Raw genomic sequence first — 20,296 nt, 5'->3', positions numbered from 1 at the left:
AATGCAGGCGAGAGAAGCCTCGAGTGCGCAAACTGAAGCTTTCAGATTGCGCACTCGCGAGGGGGGAAGGGGAGAGGGGCAGAGGCCTAGGCCTAGGCCCGCAGGTCCTCGACGAAGCCGACGCGGTAGCTGGCGAAGACGACGCTGCCCTCGGCCTGCGTCTCGTCCAGGTCCACGTCCGCGGCGATGCCGAAGTCGTCATCGCCGTCCGCGTCATGGAACATCTGCCTTACGTGCCAGACGTGCCCCTCGCGCTCGTCCGCCTCGTCGACCCAGAGGTAGGCCGAGCTCCTGGCGTCCCCGTCCAGCAGGATCTCGTCGTGCTCCCCGAAGAGCTCGCCCAGCGCCGCCTGCCAGCGCCTCTCTCGCCAACCCCACTCCTCGTCCATCGCGCCCAGGGTCGTAGCGTCGCGCACCGCCGCCGCCCGCACGCGCCTCCAGAGGGCGTTGCGCACCAAGAGCGTGAGGCCGCGCCGGTCGCGCACGACGACGTCCGCCTCCTGTGGCGCCGCGGCGTCCAGCCCGTCCTCGTCCCGCGATCCCAGGCCGGACCACTCGTCCACGAGGCTCGAGTCCACGGTGCGCACCACCAGGCCCAGCCAGTCCACGACCTCTTCGAGCCTCTCGTCCAGCTTCGACGCGGGGACCGTGCGGCTCAGCACGCGGTAGGCGTCGCTCAGGTAGCGCAGCAGCGTCCCCTCGCTCCGGGCGATGCCATAGCGGGCCACGTAGCCCTTGAAGTCGCTCGCGGTCTCGACCATGTCGCGCAGCACGCTCTTGGGTGACAGCTCGAAGTCACGCGCCCAAGGCACCTGCTCGCAGTAGCGCGCGAAGGCCTCCCCAAGCAGCTCCTCGAGGGGCTTGGGATAGCTGACCTCCTGGATGCGGTCAATCCGCTCGTCGTAGTCGATGCCGTCGGCCTTCATCTGCGCCATCGCCTCGTCGCGGGCATGGCGCTCCTGGACGCGCAGTATCTGGCGCGGGTCCTCGAGCGTCGCCTCCACCATGCTGATGAGGTCGAGCGCGTAGTCGGGCGACTCGGGGTCCAGGAGCTCGAGCGACGCGAGCAGGAAGGGCGAGAGCGGCTGGTCCAGGGCGAAGTCCTCGGGCAGGTCGACGGTGAGGGCGTAGCTCGCCGACGGGCTTCCGTCGAAGGCGAGGCTTCCGTCCGTGGCCTCCTCGCGCGACACCACACCGGCGTCGATCAGGGTCGCGAAGATCTCGTCCGCGCGGACGCGCAGGCGCAGCTTCTGCTCCTCGGTCTGCTGGGAGTCCTCCACGAGGCGCATCACGCGCTCATGTGCGTCGCCGCCCTGCTCCACCTCGCCCAGCACCATGGAGTGGGTGACCTTCATGTGGGGACGCAGGGTCTCGGGCGTGGCCTCGACGAGCCGCTCGAAGGTCTGCCTGTTCCACCCCACGAAGCCCTCGGGCGGCTTCTTGGTCTTGATCTTGCGAGCCTTCTTGGGGTCGCCACCGGCCTTGGCCAGGGCGCGGGCGTTCTCTATCTCGTACTCGGTCGCCTGGGCGATGACCAGGCCCTCCGTGTCGAAGCCCGATCTGCCCGCGCGCCCGGCGATCTGGTGGAACTCGCGGGCCGAGAGCCTGCGCATGCGCCTTCCGTCGAACTTGCTGAGCGCGGTGAGGAGGACGGTGTGGATGGGCACGTTGATGCCCACGCCCAGGGTGTCGGTCCCGCAGATGACGGGAAGGAGCCCCTGCTGGGCGAGCTTCTCCACCAGGAGGCGGTAGCGGGGGAGCATGCCCGCGTGGTGCACGCCCACGCCCGAGAGGAGCAGGCGGCGCAGGGTCTTGCCAAAGGTGGTGGTGAAGCGCGTGCCCTTGACGGCCTCCTTGATGGCGTCGCGCTGCTCGCGGGTGCTCACGCCGTAGCTCGCGAGCGACTGCGCGCTGGCGAGGGCGCTGTCCTGCGAGAAGTGCACGACGTAGAGGGGGGCGTCGCCGTCCTTCAGGGCAAGCTCGACCGTGCCCTCGAGTCCCGTGTCCACGAAGCGGTACTCCAGGGGCACGGGTCGCTCGGCGTCCAGCACGAGCTCGCAGGCGCGCTCCGTGTGCCCCTCGAGCGAGGCGGCGATGGCGCTGACGTCGCCCAGGGTGGCGCTCATCAGGAGGAACTGCACGTGGGGGAGGGTGAGCAGGGGGACCTGCCAGGCCCAGCCGCGGTCGCGGTCGCCGAAGAAGTGGAACTCGTCCATGGCGACGCAGCCCACGTCGGCGCGGGCGCCCTCCGAGAGCGCGAGGTTGGCCAGGATCTCGGCCGTGCAGCACACGACGGGCGCGGCGGGGTTGATGGTGACGTCACCGGTGACCATGCCCACGTTGTCCCTGCCCAGCAGCTCGACCATGTCGAAGAACTTCTCGCTCACCAGGGCCTTGATGGGTGCGGTGTAGTAGCTGCGGCGGTCGGTGCACATGGCCATGAAGCAGAGGCCCAGGGCGACCATGGACTTGCCCGAGCCCGTTGGCGTGCCCAGGATCACGTGGCTGCCGGACGCGAGGTCGAGCAGGGCCTCCTCCTGGTGCTCCCAGAGGGTGACGCCGCGCGACTCGACCCAACCCAGGAAGAGTTCGAGGGCGTCCTCGGCGGGGATGTCGGGGAAGTGCTCGTCGTCCGGCCAGGGCACGAGCTGTCCCAACGAGGCGACGTCCCTCTGGTCCAAGGGCTCCTGGGGCGTGGGGGTGAGGTCGGCGGGCATGGGGCTCCAAGTCTGGGATGGGGGCGGGGCGCGCGGGTAGCGCCAGAGGCGGTTGGCGTGGGGCGAGAGGGACGTGCTGTGCCGACGTGGCGCGGGCGCGTGGCGTTCCGGCTGGCACCTCCTGGCCCACAAGGCACGGACGCAGGTCCTCTCGCCTTGCTGACTTTACGCCTGCGTGCCACCCTCCGCAACGCAGTGCGCCTTCGCCTGCGGTTGCGGCGTCGCGGCTGGCGGGCCCTTGGGTATCATCGGGGGAGAGAAACGTGGGGCCTCGGCGGCACGTCGGGGCCAAGCGAGGGAAGGGAGCTCCTCATGATGGGAGCGCAGAAGGGCCTGAAGGTCCTCTCCATAGCCGTGCTGCTCTTGGGTGTGGTGACCTTGGCCGAGGGCGTGCTCCTCGAGCTGGGCATGCTGCCGGGCGACGTCTCCAACGGCAGCGCGCCGCTGGGTGGGTTCGTCCTGGGGCTCGTGGCGCTCGTCTCGGGCGTCGTGAGTGTCGTCCTTGGCGCCCGCCTCGCCCGGGCGACAAACGCGCCCCGTCGCGTGGCAGACCAGAAGGCGTCGGCCTGGGTTCTGCTCGTGGCCAACGTGCTGGCCGTGGCCTGCGTGCAGATGGGCGGCAGGCTCGTGGCGCTCGTCCTGGCCGCGCTGCTCCTGCTCGCGTCGCTCGCCGTGCTCGTGCTCTCGCGCAAGGTCGCGGAGGACGCCGCCCGCTAGGCGCCCGTGCCCGCCCCTCTCACCTGTCCCTGAGCGCGCCCTTGGACGGGACCAGGACGCTCTGGTCGTCGAAGCCGACGATTAGAGCGTTCAGCTTCTTGATGTACGCCCGCGCAAGCTCGCTCAGGCGCCGTTCGGAGTGGACGACGTAGCCCACGTTCATGACCTCGTCGGTCTCGAGCGGGAGCGACACGATGCCCGAGTACATCTCGTCCGACCTCACGCCGGTGGACACCAGGAAGCCCTCGTAGTCGCGCAGGAGGCTCGTCATCGTCGCGCGGTCGCTGGCTACGATGCGCCGTTCGTGCGGCAGGGTGCTCAGAGGCTCCTCGGAGTAGAAGAGCGAGCTCTGGGGCCCCTGCTCGAAGGTGTAGCGTGGCCAGCGCGCGAGGTCCTTGACCCGCACCGTGCCGAGCCGCGCGAGCGGGTGGCCCTCGTGGACGAAGACGTGGGGACGTGCCTTGAAGAGCGAGGTGAAGGTGAGACCCGCCTCGTCGAAGCGCCGCTGCAGCGCGCGTTCGTTGGAGGTGCCCAGGTAGAGGATGCCAAGGTCGCTCCTGAAGCCGCGGACGTCCTCGATTACGTCGGCGGTGCGGGTCTCGCGCAGGGTGAACTCGCAGCTGCCGTCGTCGTGCTCGGACACGAAGTCGATGAAGGCGTTCACCGCGAAGGCGTAGTGCTGGGACGAGACGGAGAGCCTCCGTGAGGCGCTCGTGCGGTCGCCGGCGTAGCGGCTCTGGAGGAGGTCGACCTGCTCCACCACCTGGCGGGCGTAGCTCAGGAACTCCACGCCCTCGCTGGTGAGCGAGATCCCGCGGCTCGAGCGGTTGAAGATGGAGATGCCCATCTCGGCCTCGAGCTCCTTGATTGCGACGGAAAGGCTCGACTGCGAGACGAAGAGCGTATGGGCGACGGCGTTGATCGACCCCGCCTCGGCGACGGCTATGACGTAGCGCAGCTGCTGCAGCCTCATGTTTGCCTCCTCGTTAGTGCTCTGCTCGATAGCTTTTACCTGCGGTTTTCTTAGCATCTCACTTTTCGAGCATTTGGAGCATCACTTTTCGAGGGAGAATGGCCTCACTTTTCGAAGGCGTGCGGCCTCGTATTTCGAGGGAGAATGACTCCAGTTCCCGTGCTGGGGCCCCGTGGCCACCCGCAGGCGTCCGCGTCTCAGTCCCTCTCCACCGGCGTCGCTCCCATGAGCGAGAGCAGAAGCTCCAGGTCCGCGTTGCTGCAGGGAAGGAGCTCGGGGTCTATCTCTGCGGTCATCTCCGCATAGGTGACGGTCCTGTCGGTCCCGTCCAACCGGTACGGTTGGCTCGGGTCCGGGGCAGTGAAGTCCCTCTCGTCATCCATGGCTCTCCGTTCGTGGGTTTCAAGCTCGTTTCTGCCTTCGCGTGTATTACAAAGTCTACGGTACGTGGATATTGGTGGCCAACTCAGACGTTTCGACATGGTCCATATATTCGGCCGGCGTGTCCTCATAAAGAATGGCCCCATGCAGGCAGGTCGGCGCATGGGAGACGGACGGTGGAACGAAGGCTGAGGCTCAAGGAGCTGAGGGTGAGGTCGGGCAAGAGCCAGGCCGACGTCGCCACGGAGCTCGGCGTCGGGCCGTCGACCTACAACGCCTGGGAGGTGGGTCGCAACAGCCTGAAGTCCCGCTACGTCTGGGACGTCTGCCGGGTCCTCTCGTGCACGCCCAACGAGCTCTTCGGCATCGAGGACGGTGGCGACCCCGCCGGCGGCACCCGTCGCGGCTACCTCGCCGAGGACGGCTACTTCGAGTTCGCCGACCTCTACCAGCGCACGCCTCCCAACATCCGCGAGGCGGTTCACACGATCATGGAGGGGAGCGCGAAGGCCAGGAGGCCACGCGGCCGCCACCGGAAGCGCAACGCGTAGCTCTACCCCCGTTACCGGAAGCGCAACGCATAGGCTTCATCTCCCCGCCCGGAGGCCGGACATCCCGCACGCCCCTTCGTGGCGCGCGCCCTGGCAGGTCCTCCCCGTCCTAGGATCAGACGCAATCGACCCTCCTTGTTCAGCCCGCATATGGGGATTCTGGCGATTTCGATGGTTTCGCGCCGTAGGCGCTGCCATTCGCCCGATTGCCTGTCACAGTTGGAGTGCTGAAACGTTTTTATCTTGAGCGCGGGCAGCCGAGCACCTCGGATGCCCCGTCAGACGACGCGGGGCAAGAAAGGAAGGTGAGGTGCCCGCTTGGAGCTCTATTCCCTCAACTTCGTCCTCTTCCTCGCCGCCCTCGCCGTCACCTACTTTGGCGTGGGCCGCATCCTCGGCCGGGGACAGTGGGTCGTGCTCCTTGCCGGTAGCCTCTGCTTCTACTGCCTCATGGGCGGCCTTCCCACGCTCTGGCTCGTCATTGCCACGGCGGCCGTCACCTGGGCGGCGGGCCTCGCCCTGGCCCGGCTCGACGCCGAATGCCGCGACCGGCGCAAGGCCGCCCCCGACCGGGCGGTGAAGAAGGAGATCAAGGCTCGCTTTGCCCGGCTGCGTCGCGTCGTGCTCCTGGTGGCCCTCGCCTGCTGCCTGGGGGCGCTGGGCTACCTCAAGTACTGGAACGTCATCCTCTGGCAGGCGGGCGCGGCCCCCTCGCCCTCGAGCCTGGGGCTGGTGCTTCCCCTGGGCATCTCCTTCTACACCTTCCAGGCCGTGGGCTACCTGCTCGACTGCTACAACGGCAGGGTGGAGGCGGAGCGCAGCCTCCCGCGCTACCTGCTCTTCGTCTCGTACTTTCCCCAGCTCATCCAGGGTCCCATCAACCGTTGGGCAGACCTCGCCCCCCAGCTCCTGGGTCGCAACCGCGCCGACTGGGACCGCGCGCGTCGGGCGCTCCTCCTCTTCCTCTTCGGCGCCATGAAGAAGTACGCCGTTGCCAACGTCCTCTCTGGCAGGATTGACGCCATCTTCTCGTCCGTGGACGCGGGTATGCCCGGGTCGGTCGTCGTCCTCGGGATTCTGCTCTACTCCGCCCAGCAGTACGCCGACTTCTCCGGCGGCATCGACATGGTGCTCGCCGCCTCGGAGCTCCTGGGCGTGCGGATGGCCCCCAACTTCAAGCGCCCCTACTTCGCTGTCTCGCTCGCCGACTTCTGGAGGCGCTGGCACGTCTCGCTCGGCGCGTGGATGCGCGACTACGTCTTCTATCCCTTCGCCCTCACTCGTCCCATGAAGGCCCTCGGCCGCTGGTCGGGAGAGAGGCTGGGACGCCACCTCGGGCGGACGCTGCCGGCTTGCTGCGCCAACGTGCTGGTCTTCCTCATCGTGGGCGTCTGGCACGGCGCGGAGGTCCATTACGTGGCCTGGGGCCTCTACAACGGCCTGGTCATCGCTGCGGCGGACCTGTTCTCGCCGGCCTTCGCCCGCATGCGCACGGCGCTCGGCGCCGACTCCCACCCCCGTCTCTGGCGCGTCTGGGCGACCCTGCGCACCTTCCTGGTGGTCAACCTGGGCTGGTACTTCGACCGCATCTACGACTTCGGCGACTCCCTCACCTGCTTGAGGGCAACCTTCCTCAACTTCGCGCCGCAGCTGATGAAGCCCACCCTGGCCGAACTCTTCGGGCCCAAGGCGGCGGGGCCGCTTGGTGTCAGCTACATCGCGATCATAGGCTGTGTGGCCATCTTCGCGGTGAGCCTCGTCGAGGAGCGTGGGCATGACGTGCGCGAGCTAGTGCTCTCGCGCGGCCTCTTGGTCAGGACCTGCGCCTATGTGGCCCTGCTCTTCCTCATCGCGTCCTCGTACGCGTTCTCGATCGGCGGCGCGGGAGGGTTCATGTATGCGAACTTCTAGCGGGAGGGAGGTACCCATGGACACGGACGTCGTCCCCGGTCGCCGTCGCACCTGGGCTCGCCGAGCGCTCGGCACCCTGGTGACCCTGGCCCTTCTCGCCCTCGCCAACGTCCTTGCCACGCTGCTCCTCGACCCCTATGGCAGCCTGAGCTCCGTTCGCTGGTCGGAGTACCGCTCCATGGCAGGCCAGGACATAGACACCATCGTCGTGGGCTCCTCGGTGTCTGAGCGCTCCCTCGACCTCCAGGTGCTCGACGGCACCCTCGGCGCCAGCTCCTTCAGCCTCTCCTCGTCGGCGCAGTCGCTCGAGGACTCCTACATAGGCATAGAGCAGGCCATCCGCGACCATCACGTGAAGCGGGCGATCCTGGGCGTGGACTACGCGAGCTTCTCCGAGGGCTCCTACCCCAACGCCCGCATGGCCTACCTCCTGGCCCGCTGCGAGGGACAGCCGCTGGGATACCGCGCCCGCGCCCTGTGGGGGCTCATGAGCAGCCACGAGTTCGCGGGGACCAGCCAGTCGCTCAACTTCCTCTTCCCCTGGACCTTCAACCGCGTGGGCATGGGCCCGCGCGCCGTGAGCCAGAACCTGCGCCAGCGCCTGGGCGGCACCACGCAGCTCGAGGCGGTCAAGCAGCGCGACCCCAACTGGCACTACCAGGGCAAGGGCTATGGCAACTACGACTTCGTGATCGACTACACCAACGCGAAGGAGCTGCTCTTCTCGTCCCAGTACGGCAGGAAGCCCTTCCGCGACGACACCCTCGACGCGCTGCGCCGCATCTGCGACCTCTGCCGCAGCAACGGGGTCGAGCTGACGGTGGTCGTCGCCCCATGCCCCACCTTCAACGTGCTCTGCTATGGCGACTACTACTCCCAGCAGATGCCGCGCGCCCAAAAGGTAGTGACGGACGCGGGCTTCCGCTTCCTCGACTTCAACCTCGCCCGGGGCTCGGCATACGTGGCCGACGAGTCGGACTTCCTGGACGGCGAGCACCTCAATGCCAACGGCGCCGCGCGCTTCACCAAGGCCTTTGGCGAGCTCCTCGCGCGCGTTGAGACGGGCCAGGACGTGACGTCCGACTTCTACTCGTATGACGGTTGGGACGAGTACCTCGGCTCCATAGACAGGCTGTCTGCGGTGACCCTCGACGAGGAGCCCGGCGACGGTGTGGTTCGCGTCACGGCGACACCCTACGCTGGCCTGGGTCGTAAGGTCGAGTACCAGTACTACGTGGGCGAGAGGGGCTCCAACGACACCGCGCTGGTCCGTGACTGGAGCGAGGACCCCACCTTCGACCTGCCCGTCACGGGCCACGGGGAGAAGGTCGTCTACGTGCGCGCCCGTCTCGTGGGCTCCACGGCGGAGTTCGACCGTCGCTCCAACATCCTGGTCACGTACTAGTCGCGCCGTCCTGGCACGTCCGCGAGGCGGACGGCACCCGAGACGGCGCGGGAAAGGCAGGAACATGAGAAACGTGCTCGAATGGCTCGAGGGCCAGGCATCGCTCAGGCCTGACAAGCTGGCCGTGGTCGACCCCGACTCCCAGCTGAGCTACGCCGAGCTACTCGACCGCTCCCGTCGGGCGGGGAGCTGGCTCGTCGCACAGGGCATGGCTCCGCGCCAGGCCCTCGCCCTCTACCTCGAGAAGAGCACGGACGCCCTCTGCTGCATGCTGGGCGGCGTGTATGCCGGGGGCTTCTACTCCGTGCTCGACGTGCGTCAGCCCGACGGGCGCATCCAGGCGATCTGCCGGGCCCTGGAACCCGCCCTGGTCCTCACCGACCGCGCCAACGAGGAGGCCGCGCGCCGTGCCCTCGAGGGGACGGGCACGAGGGTCGCCCTCGTCGACGAGGCACTCGCCTTCCCGCGGGCGGACGCCGACGCGCTCGCCTCGGTGCGCGCGTCGGCAATCGACGTCGATCCCCTCTACGTCAACTTCACCAGCGGCAGCACGGGCACGCCCAAGGGCGTCGTGGTGTCCCACCGCTCGGTCATCGACTTCATCCCGACCTTCACCCAGATCTTCGGGATTGACGCGGAGGACGTCCTGGGCAACCAGGCGCCCTTCGACTTCGACGTCTCGGTCAAGGACATCTACTCGAGCCTCTGCCGCGGGGCGACCCTGCGCATCATCCCGCGGCCCTACTTCTCCAACCCCACGACCCTCATGGACTACCTGGCGGACGGCCAGGTGACCACCCTGGTGTGGGCCGTGAGCGCCCTCTGCTTCGTCTCGATCATGCACGGCTTCGACTACCGCGTCCCCCGGACGGTGCGGCGCGTCCTCTTCTCCGGCGAGGTCATGCCCCCCAAGCAGCTGCGCGTCTGGCGGAGCTTCCTTCCCGGCGTCCGCTTCGTGAACCTCTATGGCCCGACCGAGATCNCACCGCTCGGTCATCGACTTCATCCCGACCTTCACCCAGATCTTCGGGATTGACGCGGAGGACGTCCTGGGCAACCAGGCGCCCTTCGACTTCGACGTCTCGGTCAAGGACATCTACTCGAGCCTCTGCCGCGGGGCGACCCTGCGCATCATCCCGCGGCCCTACTTCTCCAACCCCACGACCCTCATGGACTACCTGGCGGACGGCCAGGTGACCACCCTGGTGTGGGCCGTGAGCGCCCTCTGCTTCGTCTCGATCATGCACGGCTTCGACTACCGCGTCCCCCGGACGGTGCGGCGCGTCCTCTTCTCCGGCGAGGTCATGCCCCCCAAGCAGCTGCGCGTCTGGCGGAGCTTCCTTCCCGGCGTCCGCTTCGTGAACCTCTATGGCCCGACCGAGATCACCTGCAACTGCACCTACTTCGAGGTCGAGCGCGACTACCAGGACGACGAGGTCATCCCCATGGGACGCGCCTTCCCCAACGAGCGCGTCTTCCTGCTGGACGAGGACGGGGGAGAGGTCACGTCCCCCGGCGTCGAGGGCGAGGTCTGCGTGGGCGGCACTGCCCTGGGCCTGGGATACCTGGGCGACGGGGAGAAGACCGCCGCCGCCTTCGTCCAGAGCCCCCTCAACCGTCGCTGGCTCGAGCCCGTGTACCGCACGGGCGACCTCGCCCGCTACGACGAGCGGGGCGACCTGGTCTACGCCTCGCGCAAGGACCACCAGATCAAGCACCTGGGACAGCGCATCGAGCTGGGAGACATCGAGGCCGCGGCGCAGGCCGTGGAGGGTGTGGAGCGCGCCTGCTGCGTCTATGACGCGCGCCGCAAGCGCATCCGCCTCTTCTACCTGGGCGCCCCCACGGAGGACGAGCTCCTCGACGCGCTGGGAAAGAGGCTGCCCCCCTACATGGTCCCGCGGCAGGTCCGCCGCCTGGACCAGATGCCCCTCACCAAGAACGGCAAGATAGACCGCGCCGAGCTGGCGCAGATGGGAGCGCGCCGATGAGCCGGCAGTACAGCAAGCTCGCCCCCGAGGGGGGCTTCGCCACGGGAGACGAGCTCCTCTCGCTCGCCAGGGACTTCGGTACCCCGAGCTTCGTCTTCGAGCTGGGCCCCTTCCGCCGGCGCCTGCGCGAGGTGGGGGAGGCCTTCGGGCCCGAGGTGGGACTCTGCTACTCCATCAAGGCCAACCCCTTCCTCGCCCGAGCTGCGGCGGAGGAGGGCCTCAAGCTCGAGGTCTGCAGCCCCGGCGAGCTCAGCATCTGCGAGTCCCTGGGCATCGACCCTCAGGCGATTGTGTACTCCGGCGTGTGCAAGCGAGAGGACGACGTGAGGGAGGCGCTCGCATACGGCGTGGGCGTCTTCACGGCGGAGTCTCGCCTCCAGTTCGAGCTGGTCGAGCGCTGCGCCATGGAGGCGGGGAAGGTCGTCCCGGTGCTGCTCAGGCTCAACGGGGGCAGCCAGTTTGGCATGTCGCTCGAGGACCTGACCTCCATCGTGGACGAGCGCCAGAACTTCCCCGCGGCGGAGCTTGTGGGCATCCACTACTTCGTGGGCACCCAGCGCCGCAAGCTCAAGCACCAGGCACGCGAGCTGCAGAGGCTCGAGGACCTGCTCGACGAACTCGAACGCGGCCACGGCTGGCGCCCCCGACGCCTCGAGTACGGGCCCGGCCTGGCCGTGCCCCTCTTCGAGGGCGAGGACTTCCAGGACACGCTTGCCCCCGCCCGCCAGATCGCCCAGGACCTGCGAAGGGTCGCCGGCAAGGTTGAGCTCACGGTGGAGATGGGGCGCTTCTTCGCCACCGAGTGCGGCAGCTACCTCACGGGCATCGTGGACCTCAAGTCCAACGAGGGCACCCACTACGCCTTCGTGGACGGCGGCATGAACCACGTCACCTACCTGGGGCAGATGATGGGCATGAAGCTGCCCGTGATCCAGGACCTCAGTGCTGCCGGGCGCGGAGGCGCAGTGGTGCCCGGGGGCCCCGCCCCGCTTGGCCCGCGCTCCTGCGCCCGGGCGTCCAGATGATGTGCGCCGTGAAGGCGGACGCCTATGGGCATGGGGCGGTCGAGTGCGCCCGCGCCATGCACGCCTCGGGCGCGAGCCAGTTCGCCGTGGCCACGGTGGACGAGGGCGTCGAGCTTAGGAAGGCTGGCATCGAGTGGCCCGTCCTCATGCTCAACGAGTCGCCGCTCCAGAGCATTGACGTGCTTCTCGAGCATGACATCATGCCCTCGGTGTACGACATGGACTTCGCGCTCGCCTACGGCGAGCGTGCCGTGGCGCTGGACAAGGTCGGCAAGTACCACCTGGCGATAGACACCGGCATGAGCCGCATCGGCGTGATGCCGGAGGACGCGGTGGAGTTCCGCCGCATGATCGACTTCCATCGTGGCATCGAGTGTGCGGGCACCTTCACCCACTTCGCCACCGCCGACGTGGTGGGCGACTGGGACTTCCGCCAGCAGAGCACGCGCTTCATGGACACGGTGGGCGCCCTGCGCGACGCCGGCCTGGACTGCGGCCTGGTGCACTGCGACAACACGCCNGCCCCCCGCCAGCGTGAGGGTAACCGGCACCGCCGACGCGCTCGCGGGGCGTCACCTGCAGTTGCGGCCCATGTCCGTGAACGACCTCGACGCCGTCGCCGCGCTCGAGGCTGGCGCGTACCAGGTGAGCGACCACAGCGCCTGGACGCGCCAGATGTTCTACGAGGAGCTCTTCGCTCCCCAGCGCAGCTGGTGGGTGGCTCACGACCAGGGCGAGCTCGTGGGGTTCGCAGGGGCGAGCCTCGCGGGATCCGACTTCGAGCTGCTGGAGATCGTGGTGGCCGAGGGGCGCCGCCGCGAGGGAATCGCGTCCAGGCTGCTGGGCCGCGTTGCCTATGACGGACANATAGGAGGCTGACATGCAGCCCGTGCTCAACATCGAGGACATCAAGAGGGTCGAGGCGGGGCTCACCAACGTGGGCGTGAGCATATCCGAGCTCATGCACCGCGCCGGCACCGCCGCCGCCAACGAGGCGCTGCGCCTGGCGCATCCGCAGGGCGCGGTCGTGCTCTGCGGCCTGGGCAACAACGGGGGCGACGGCTGGGTCGCCGCCGAGGAGCTGCTCTCCAAGGGAGTCGAAGTCTATGCGGTGACTCCCGTCGAGCCCGACCAGATCAAGGGTGACCTCGCCCGCGTGGTGGCAAAGAGCGCGCAGGTCGCGGGCGTGTCCATCGTGGTTGCTCCCCCGCGCGAGCTGCTCGAGGGGCTCCTCTCGGACGCCGACGTGGCCATCGACGCCATGCTGGGCACGGGGTTCCGCGGCGTCCCCCGCGCACCCTTCGACATCTGGATCGGCTGCCTCAACGGCAGCGACGTCCAGGTGGTCTCGGTCGACGTGCCCAGCGGCCTTTCGGCCCAGACGGGCCTTGCCGAGGACGCCTGCGTGGCGGCCGACCTCACCGTGACCATGCTCGCCCTCAAGCCGGGCCTGCTTTCGGACGACGGACGTGACGCCTGCGGCGCCATCGTGGTGGCGCCCCTGGCCGAGCAGACGGAGAGTCTGGTCCTCGAGGCAGATCCCGTTGCCTGGAGGGCCGACCTGGACGACTACGACTCCGTCCTGCGCCCGTCCTCGAGCGCCGACGACAAATTCCGTCGCGGCTCGGTGCTCGTGGTGGGAGGCTCCTCTCGCTTCCCCGGTGCCCCCATGATGGCGGCCCTGGCTGCTGCCCGTGCCGGTGCGGGCTACGTCACCCTCGCCGTACCCGCGGCCATCGCGCCCATCGTCCAGTCCCAGATGCTCGAGATTCCGGTCATCGNGCACCCCGCGACCTCGCGCTGCCTGTCGCTCGCGTCTCGCTGGCACCTCGTGACCCCGCGCCGCTCGCCTGTCGCCTTGGGGCCCGTGCCGTCTTTCGTCCGCCTTGTGAACCGCGCCGTCTGCCGGCCGCTCGTTACTCGTGCCGCCAGCTCCTCTCGCTTAAAAAGAAGTTAATAAAATTGTCTGCTGTTTTTTGATTTATTAATTGATTTAAATTTTCAGCTGTTTAGATTTCCACAGGTAGATGACCTGTGTTGTTTTCTAGTTGTATGCGGAATCCGCATACAACTCGCGAGGCAGACGATTGCGCGATTGAATGCTGCCGTATCGGGTGACTGGCGACCCAAAAAAGCGCATGGCTGCACATTGCTTGCATGCAGCTGCCTGCAGTCGAATTCCCGTGAAGATGAGAATTGCGAGATGCCGGCCAATATCATGTCTCCCAATGGAGGGGTTATGGGGAGAGGTGATTATCTACTATGAAACTGTTTCTTGGACACTGGACGGCGCTGCGCCTCTGGAGGCGGCTGCGGATACGCGGTGTCACGCCTCCCGTCGCTCGCCTGGGCCGTCTCGATGGCTGCGTCTGCCGCAAGCGGCAGCTCGTCGATTGCGGAATCAGCCTCTCTCCCCCTGCCGTCTCCTCGCGCGTGGGTTGCGCCGACCTGGAGGTAGCGCTCGTCGACCCGACGTCCGGGGACGTCCGTCTTGACCTGCTCGTGGGCGGCCGCGCGGCGATAAGCGGCCTGAGGAACGTCAGACACCACCTCCTTGCCGGCGCGCTCCCTCCGGGCTCGCTCAGGATGGTCGCCGACGGCATCTACCTGCCCAGCCCAGAGCTTACCTACCTTTTGCTCGCGCCCGAGCTCTCTGGGCTGCGCCGAATCGCGCTGGCGCACGAGCTCGTGGGGAGCTACGCGCTGGACCCTGCCTCTCCCAACGGTTTCGCGAGTGGTCTGACGCCGGCTACGTCGCTCGACCGGCTGAGGGGCTACCTGGAGCGCTCGACCTGCCGCCGCTGCGCGGCGAGGGCTCTCGAGGACCTGGGGATGGTGCACGAGGGCAGCGCCTCCCCGCGCGAGACGGACCTGGCCATGGCGTTCTGCCTGCCCGTACGCGACGGGGGCTACGGGCTGGGACGCTTCGAGATGAACAGGGAGCTGAGCTTCGGGGGCGAGCTTGCGGCGTTGGTGGGTGGGGCCCGGCGGTACCCGGACCTTCTCTTCCCGGACGCGCGGGTGGTCGTGGAATACGACAGCGACCAGTGGCATGGCGGGGGCCTGAAGCCGAGTCTGGACAGGGACCGGTCGGATGGCCTCTCCGCGGCTGGCTACACGGTGCTCACCTTCACCAACCTGCACTTTGGCAGCTACGAGAGCTTTGCCCGACAGATGCGTCGGCTTGCGGGGCATCTGGGAGAGGACCTGGCATGTGAGGACGAGACGCTCGTCTTTGCCCGCAGGCGCCTCTTTGACTTCCTTCGCTCTCCTAGTCGGCTCGTGTACTAGGGGGTCTGGGCTCTGGAGTTGCTGCATCGTCGCCCGGACGTCTGCCGCGAGACTCCCGTGCCCGTCGCGAGACTCCCGTGCCCGCTGCAAACTCTCGTTGTGGCATCCCCGCGTCACCCTGAAAGCTAGTTTCCAAATTTGTGTGCGGTTTTTCTCTTCACTATTTGATATAAATTTTCAGGAGAATACGTTTCCGCAGGTAGAAGTATTGGGCCGATTTTGAGTTGTATGCGTAATCCGCATACAACTCGGAGGAGCTGCCGTTGCCGCGCTGAGGAGCTTCCGCGTCAGGAGCTGCGAAGCCTGGGACCGCTGCCGCGCCGGGGGTTGCGAAGCCTGGGGCCGCTGCTGTGCTGGAGGGGGCCGCACCGCGCCGCCAGCTCCGTAGCGCCGCTGCGACAGAGGCGCCTCGCCACATGCAGCCGCGCCAGTGCCGCGCGCCGTCGCTCTGTGGCAGGTGAGAATCACGCGCGTTACCTGGATGTTTCATATCCCACGAAGTTTGCGTCACGCGCGTCCGAGGGGCGTAGCTTATGCCTAGCGACGTAACTTTCTCGCATTAAGTTGCAAGGGGGAGGGGAATGGGTCCCCTCCGGTTGCGCTCGCGGAAGGGGTCTTAACAGACAGTCAGGAAGAAAGAAGAACCGCCATGACCACCGACTCTCGCACAGCCATCACAAACGCCACCCAAGACGAGAAGCGCCAGCACGTCTCGCGTCGTGACTTCCTCAAGCTCTCGGGCATCAGCGCCCTGAGCATCGCCGGAATGACCGTCCTCACCGCCTGCGGCCCCGCAGCCCAGAGCTCTACCACAGACAACAGCTCCACATCCTCTGCCTCTGCCTCGAACGACGGCACCCTTGGCGACGGCAAGACCCTGCGCATCGGCATGGAGGCGGCGTACGCCCCCTACAACTGGCAGGTGTCCGAGGCGAGCGACCACACCATTCCCATCCAGAACGTGAGCGGCGCGTACGCTGACGGCTACGACGTTCAGATGGCAAAGGTGGTCGCCGACGCGCTCGGCATGGAGCCGGTCGCCGTGAAGATGAGCTTCACCGGCCTCATCGACGCCCTCAACAACGGCCAGATCGACATCATCATGGCCGGCATGAGCGCCACCGAAGAGCGTCGCCAGGCCATCGACTTCTCCGACCCCTACTTCGAGGGTGGCTTTGGCCTTCTGGTGAAGAGCGACTCGCAGTACGCGAGCGCCACTAGCCTCGAGGACTTCTCGGGTGCCGCCGTCCTGGGCCAGAAGGACACCATGCTCGACGACGTGATCGACGACATCCCCGGCGTCAACCACCTCACGCCAGTCGACTCCGTGCCCTCCCAGATCTCGCAGCTCAACCAGGGCACCTGCGACGCCATCACCTTCAACACCGAGAACACCGATGGCTTCCTCCGTGCCAACCCCGGACTGGTCGCCGTCCAGTTCGCCGAGGGCAAGGGCTTCACGGAGACCGTTCCTGCCAACGCCGGCATCGCGAAGGGTCAGGACGCAGTCCTCGCCAAGATCAACGACGCCCTCGCGACCGTCTCCACCGACGAGCGCCAGTCCGTCTTCGACGCCTGCGTCGAGCGCCAGCCGGCGTAGTCCGGGCAGCGTACCAGGTTGTTCCCAACCACGCCAAGTCGTTCCCAACCCGGAACGCGCACCTCGCCTCCCGCATGTCGGGCGACGAGGTGCGTCGCCGCTCCTCTCCCCATTAATTCCTAGGAGGTTGTGCTCATGGGCACAGACCGGGAGGGCCTTACCAGACCCGCCGAAACATCGCCTGCCGAGGCTGGCGCGCCAGACGCGCCAAGGTCGCACGGACGCCTAGCCAGCTTCGTGACATCAGACCACCGATACGTATTCCTGGGTACGAGCGTCCTCGCGCTTGCGGGCATCTGGCTTTCGATGCAGCCCCGCTCCCCCTGGAGCTTCCTCAGGGGCGCCTACGCGGTGGAAGTCGTCCTGTACTACGTCCTGGTGGCGTGGGTCGCGCTCTCGCTCGTCGCGCTCGCCAACAAGCTCGCCAGGTGGCGCGACTACATGCGGGTCTCCCCGTTCGTGCGTCCCGGCGCCAAGCGAGCGGAGAGGTACCTCTCGTATGCAGTCGTGGCCATCTTTGCCGTGCTCTTCGTCGACCGCGCCGTGATGGGGCTATGCTCGGCGGTGTCGGCAGCCATCTCGTCTGATTCGAACCCGACGGACTTTCTGGGCGGAGCCATCTACATGCTCTACGAGGGCCGCGACGTCTTCGCGAAGGGCATCGCCACCACCATTGGGCTCGCCACCTTCGGCACGGTCATCGCCTTCTTCCTCGCCATACTCCTGGTCTTCCTGCGCATACAGACGGTTGACCGCCCCGACAACGACCTCGTCCGCTTCCTCAAGGTCGTGGGCACCACCTTCGCCAAGGCCTACTCCGCCATGGTGCGCGGGACCCCGATGATGGTCCAGTCCCTACTGATCTACTTCGCTGGCTTCGCCATCCTGCGCGGGACCGGCATGAGCACGTCCCAGATCGGCGCGATCTGGAGCACCTTCGTCGCCGGCCTCACGACCATCTCGCTCAACTCCACCGCTTACATGATGGAGGTCCTGCGCGGCGGCATCGAGGCGGTCGACGTGGGCCAGGCCGAGGCCGCACGCTCGCTGGGCCTCTCGCAGTGGCAGGCGATGACTAAGGTCGTCTTCCCCCAGGGCATAAAGAACGCGATCCCCGCCCTGTCCAACGAGCTCGTCGTCAACATCAAGGACTCCTCCGTCCTCTCGGTCATCGGCGTCTTCGACCTGATGTTCGCGACGACCACGGTGGCTGGCATCTACTATCGCCAGCTCGAGGTGTACGCCATCGCCGCGGTCTGCTACCTCGTCCTCACCATGGTCGCCTCCAAGCTGCTCTCGATGTTCGCGCGGCACCTCGAGGTGCAGAGCCCCGGGCCGGTGCTCTCCACGTCGGACATGACCTCGACGCACGGCACCGCCGGCGGCATGGCAGACCCCAGTCGCGTCAGGCTCTCCCCGAGGCACCCCGCCGAGAAGAACGACATGGGAGGCAGGTAGGACATGGACTTCCGCGAGCAAGAGGTCGTGACTCCGGTGATGGCAAAGAGGGAGGAGGGCCCCATGGACCCAATCATCCGCGTCGAGGGGCTGCGCAAGTCGTTTGGCAGCAACGTCGTGCTGAGGGACATCGACTTCCAGGTCATGCTCGGCGAGGTCGTGACCATCATCGGGGCCTCCGGTTCCGGCAAGTCAACCCTGCTGCGCTGCATCAACCTCCTCGAGACGCCCGACGCGGGCCACGTCTGGTTCCACGGAGAGGACCTTGCCTCCCGGCACGTGGACGTGAATTGCCTGCGCGAGAAGATTGGCATGGTCTTTCAGGGCTTCAACCTCTTCAACAACATGGACGTGCTCCAGAACTGCACCCTCGCTCCCGTCACGCTCGGCAAGATGAGCAGGGAGGAGGCCGAGGCCGAGGCGATGCGCAACCTCGAGTCCGTTGGGCTCGCGGGCTTCGCGCATGCCGCCGTCACGTCCCTCTCGGGCGGGCAGAAGCAGCGTGTTGCCATTGCCCGCGCCCTCTGCATGAAGCCCGACCTCATGCTGTTCGATGAGCCCACCTCTGCCCTCGACCCCGAGATCGTGGGAGAGGTGCTCTCCGTCATGCGCGACCTGGCCGCCCAGGGGATGACCATGGTCGTCGTGACCCACGAGATGGAGTTCGCCAAGAACGTCTCGGACAAGGTCGTGTTCATGGACCAGGGCGTCATCGCCGAGTCCGGGGACCCCGGGAAGATGTTCTCCTCCCCAGAGCTGCCGCGCACGCGCGAGTTCCTCGCGCGCTACCTCGACGGGCCGAAGGCGGGGGAGTAGGGCGTGGCCGAGGTCTGGCGCTACTTCGCGCACGAGGGCGACTACCTCGACCTCGACGGCGACGCCGCCTGCCGCAGGCTCGGTGACGCGCTCGCCATACCCACGGTGGACGGCCCGTCCCGGGAGCTGACCGACTGGGCGGCGTTCGACCGTCTCGAGGGCCATCTGCACGCCTCCTTTCCCCTGACCTTCGCCGCGGCGACAGCCGAGCGCGTTGACCACTCCCTCCTGCTCACGCTTCCGGGAAGCGACCCCTCGCTCGACCCGGCCCTGTTCATGGGTCACGTCGACGTGGTTCCCGTGGTCCCCGGCACGGAAGGCGACTGGACGCATGGCGCGTTCTCGGGGCACGTGGACGGGGAGTACGTGTGGGGACGCGGCGCGCTGGACATGACCGACCAGGTCGTGGGGTACTTTGAGGCGATCGAGTACGCGCTCTCGCATGGTTGGGCGCTTCGCCGCACGCTCCTCGTCGCCCTCGGGCAGGACGAGGAGACCCTGCAGTCTGGAGCCCGGCGCATGGGCGCGCTGCTCGCCGGGCGTGGGATTCGCCTGGCATGGCTGGTGGACGAGGGCGACTACCGCATCGTGGACACCGGGCTCTACGGGGCCCCAGGCCACCACGGCATGAGGGTCAGCCTCGCCGAGAAGGGCTACGCCGACCTGCGCCTTACGGTGAGGAGCCACGGCGGCCACTCATCGAACCCCTTCGGGGGCAGCTCCCTGGCCACGCTTGGCGAGGCGATCGCCCGCGTGGCCAGGGACCCTTGGCCCGTCGAGCTGACGGAGCTGAGCCGCAGGACGCTCGAGGCCGTGGCACCCTGGGTGAGCCAGGAGCCGCTCGCCTCTCTGGTGAGGTCAGGTGAGGGGGAGGGCACGCGGGACGCGATCGACCGCAACGCCGATGCCATCGCCCGGCTGTTCCTCGGCTCGCGCGAGCTCTTCCCCCTCGTCACCACCACGGTGGCGCCCACCATGATCGAGGGCGGGTCCAAGCAGGCAAACGTGCTCCCGCAGGACATGAGCGCCGTCGTCAACTTCCGCATGCTTCCCGGGGTGACCTGCGCGGCGGTCGTGGCGCGGGTGAGGGAGCTCCTGGCAGACCTGCCTGTGGAGGTCGAGCTGCTCGCCGAGGTGAGCAACAGCCCGTCGCAGGTGTCGCGTTCGGACGGTCCGGGCTTCAGATTCCTCGAGCGCGTCGCCGCCCGCTATTTCAGGGAGCCTGAGTCGGAAGAGCCGCTCAAGCTGATTCCCGCCATCGTCGTTGGCGCGTCGGACGCCCAGATGTACGACTGCGTTTGTGACTCGTGCCTGCGATTCTCCCCCTTCGTGGCGGATGACGAGGAGGTCGAGCGCGGCGTTCACGGCACCGACGAGCGCATCACGCGACGCGCCTACCTGCAGGGCGTGCGCTTCCTCATCGGGCTCATCCGCGAGGCGCTGCTCTGATCGGGACACCC

The 20,296-nt window shown here is 67.5% G+C and carries 16 protein-coding genes and 2 pseudogenes; 15 read left to right on the top strand and 3 right to left on the bottom strand.

Going from position 1 to position 20,296, the window contains the following annotated elements:
- Window positions 1-92 precede the first annotated feature (92 nt).
- The gene (locus BQ7388_RS08455; RefSeq protein WP_072500275.1) at window positions 93-2,717 is read right to left on the bottom strand and encodes a DEAD/DEAH box helicase; all 2,625 of its coding nucleotides are present in this window, start codon (window positions 2,715-2,717) and stop codon (window positions 93-95) included.
- A gap of 312 nt (window positions 2,718-3,029) precedes the next feature.
- Here BQ7388_RS08455 and BQ7388_RS08450 point away from each other — a divergent pair, with 312 nt between their 5' ends.
- The gene (locus BQ7388_RS08450) at window positions 3,030-3,434 is read left to right on the top strand and encodes a hypothetical protein (protein WP_072500274.1); all 405 of its coding nucleotides are present in this window, start codon (window positions 3,030-3,032) and stop codon (window positions 3,432-3,434) included.
- Between the two features lie 19 nt (window positions 3,435-3,453).
- Here BQ7388_RS08450 and BQ7388_RS08445 read toward each other — a convergent pair whose 3' ends face one another.
- A complete protein-coding gene (locus BQ7388_RS08445) occupies window positions 3,454-4,407 on the bottom strand; it encodes a LysR family transcriptional regulator (RefSeq protein ID WP_072500273.1) in 954 nt (317 codons plus the stop codon).
- Window positions 4,408-4,604: 197 nt separating this feature from the next.
- Window positions 4,605-4,790 (bottom strand): hypothetical protein, encoded by a 186-nt coding sequence (locus BQ7388_RS12385; protein WP_072500272.1) that lies wholly within the window; start codon window positions 4,788-4,790, stop codon window positions 4,605-4,607.
- A 174-nt stretch (window positions 4,791-4,964) separates the two neighbouring features.
- Between BQ7388_RS12385 and BQ7388_RS12380 the strand changes: the two genes are divergently transcribed.
- The 14 genes and pseudogenes from BQ7388_RS12380 to BQ7388_RS08370 all read left to right on the top strand — a co-directional run bounded on the left by BQ7388_RS12380 (window position 4,965) and on the right by BQ7388_RS08370 (window position 20,285).
- Window positions 4,965-5,339 (top strand): helix-turn-helix transcriptional regulator, encoded by a 375-nt coding sequence (locus tag BQ7388_RS12380; RefSeq protein WP_072500271.1) that lies wholly within the window; start codon window positions 4,965-4,967, stop codon window positions 5,337-5,339.
- Between the two features lie 318 nt (window positions 5,340-5,657).
- Entirely contained in the window at window positions 5,658-7,250 is a 1,593-nt protein-coding gene (locus BQ7388_RS08430) for an MBOAT family O-acyltransferase (RefSeq protein ID WP_072500270.1), read from the top strand.
- 16 nt (window positions 7,251-7,266) lie between these two features.
- Window positions 7,267-8,655: a hypothetical protein gene (locus tag BQ7388_RS08425; RefSeq protein ID WP_072500269.1), complete on the top strand. Its 1,389-nt coding sequence runs from the start codon at window positions 7,267-7,269 to the stop codon at window positions 8,653-8,655.
- 64 nt (window positions 8,656-8,719) lie between these two features.
- Window positions 8,720-9,691: an AMP-binding protein gene (locus tag BQ7388_RS08420; RefSeq protein ID WP_072500268.1), complete on the top strand. Its 972-nt coding sequence runs from the start codon at window positions 8,720-8,722 to the stop codon at window positions 9,689-9,691.
- Window positions 9,621-10,646 (top strand): AMP-binding protein, encoded by a 1,026-nt coding sequence (locus BQ7388_RS08415; RefSeq protein ID WP_072500267.1) that lies wholly within the window; start codon window positions 9,621-9,623, stop codon window positions 10,644-10,646. The genes BQ7388_RS08420 and BQ7388_RS08415 overlap by 71 nt, the downstream gene beginning before the upstream one ends.
- Complete coding sequence (locus BQ7388_RS08410) at window positions 10,643-11,671, top strand: diaminopimelate decarboxylase family protein (RefSeq protein WP_083558334.1); 1,029 nt, start codon at window positions 10,643-10,645, stop codon at window positions 11,669-11,671. The genes BQ7388_RS08415 and BQ7388_RS08410 overlap by 4 nt, the downstream gene beginning before the upstream one ends.
- A pseudogene (locus tag BQ7388_RS08405) lies at window positions 11,635-12,189 on the top strand (alanine racemase); the annotation flags it as partial. The gene BQ7388_RS08410 and the pseudogene BQ7388_RS08405, both read left to right, overlap by 37 nt.
- A gap of 73 nt (window positions 12,190-12,262) precedes the next feature.
- Entirely contained in the window at window positions 12,263-12,550 is a 288-nt protein-coding gene (locus tag BQ7388_RS08400) for a GNAT family N-acetyltransferase (RefSeq protein ID WP_072500266.1), read from the top strand.
- Between the two features lies 1 nt (window position 12,551).
- Window positions 12,552-13,538 (top strand): annotated as a pseudogene (locus tag BQ7388_RS08395) (NAD(P)H-hydrate epimerase); the annotation flags it as partial.
- A 395-nt stretch (window positions 13,539-13,933) separates the two neighbouring features.
- Window positions 13,934-14,962 (top strand): PDDEXK family nuclease, encoded by a 1,029-nt coding sequence (locus BQ7388_RS08390; RefSeq protein ID WP_072500265.1) that lies wholly within the window; start codon window positions 13,934-13,936, stop codon window positions 14,960-14,962.
- Window positions 14,963-15,611: 649 nt separating this feature from the next.
- Complete coding sequence (locus tag BQ7388_RS08385; RefSeq protein WP_083558333.1) at window positions 15,612-16,562, top strand: transporter substrate-binding domain-containing protein; 951 nt, start codon at window positions 15,612-15,614, stop codon at window positions 16,560-16,562.
- A 135-nt stretch (window positions 16,563-16,697) separates the two neighbouring features.
- Complete coding sequence (locus tag BQ7388_RS08380; protein ID WP_072500264.1) at window positions 16,698-18,020, top strand: amino acid ABC transporter permease; 1,323 nt, start codon at window positions 16,698-16,700, stop codon at window positions 18,018-18,020.
- A 39-nt stretch (window positions 18,021-18,059) separates the two neighbouring features.
- Window positions 18,060-18,836 carry an amino acid ABC transporter ATP-binding protein gene (locus BQ7388_RS08375; protein ID WP_327196113.1) on the top strand — a complete coding sequence of 259 codons (777 nt, stop codon included), beginning with the start codon at window positions 18,060-18,062 and terminating at the stop codon, window positions 18,834-18,836.
- Window positions 18,837-18,839: 3 nt separating this feature from the next.
- On the top strand, window positions 18,840-20,285 hold the full coding sequence (locus tag BQ7388_RS08370; protein ID WP_072500263.1) for a M20/M25/M40 family metallo-hydrolase: 1,446 nt from the start codon (window positions 18,840-18,842) through the stop codon (window positions 20,283-20,285).
- Window positions 20,286-20,296 lie beyond the last annotated feature (11 nt).

The organism is Olsenella phocaeensis (assembly GCF_900120385.1).
Classification (GTDB): Bacteria; Actinomycetota; Coriobacteriia; order Coriobacteriales; family Atopobiaceae; genus Olsenella_I; species Olsenella_I phocaeensis.
Note: the sequence above shows the minus strand (reverse complement) of the source record. Positions and strands in the feature narration are given on the sequence as shown.

Coding starts and splice junctions, on each gene's coding strand:
- BQ7388_RS08455 (WP_072500275.1), bottom strand. CDS start 2,717: ATGCCCGCCGACCTCACCCCCACGCCCCAGGAGCCCTTGGACCAGAGG.
- BQ7388_RS08450 (WP_072500274.1), top strand. CDS start 3,030: ATGATGGGAGCGCAGAAGGGCCTGAAGGTCCTCTCCATAGCCGTGCTG.
- BQ7388_RS08445 (WP_072500273.1), bottom strand. CDS start 4,407: ATGAGGCTGCAGCAGCTGCGCTACGTCATAGCCGTCGCCGAGGCGGGG.
- BQ7388_RS12385 (WP_072500272.1), bottom strand. CDS start 4,790: ATGGATGACGAGAGGGACTTCACTGCCCCGGACCCGAGCCAACCGTAC.
- BQ7388_RS08425 (WP_072500269.1), top strand. CDS start 7,267: ATGGACACGGACGTCGTCCCCGGTCGCCGTCGCACCTGGGCTCGCCGA.
- BQ7388_RS08410 (WP_083558334.1), top strand. CDS start 10,643: ATGAGCCGGCAGTACAGCAAGCTCGCCCCCGAGGGGGGCTTCGCCACG.
- BQ7388_RS08390 (WP_072500265.1), top strand. CDS start 13,934: ATGAAACTGTTTCTTGGACACTGGACGGCGCTGCGCCTCTGGAGGCGG.
- BQ7388_RS08385 (WP_083558333.1), top strand. CDS start 15,612: ATGACCACCGACTCTCGCACAGCCATCACAAACGCCACCCAAGACGAG.
- BQ7388_RS08380 (WP_072500264.1), top strand. CDS start 16,698: ATGGGCACAGACCGGGAGGGCCTTACCAGACCCGCCGAAACATCGCCT.
- BQ7388_RS08375 (WP_327196113.1), top strand. CDS start 18,060: ATGGCAAAGAGGGAGGAGGGCCCCATGGACCCAATCATCCGCGTCGAG.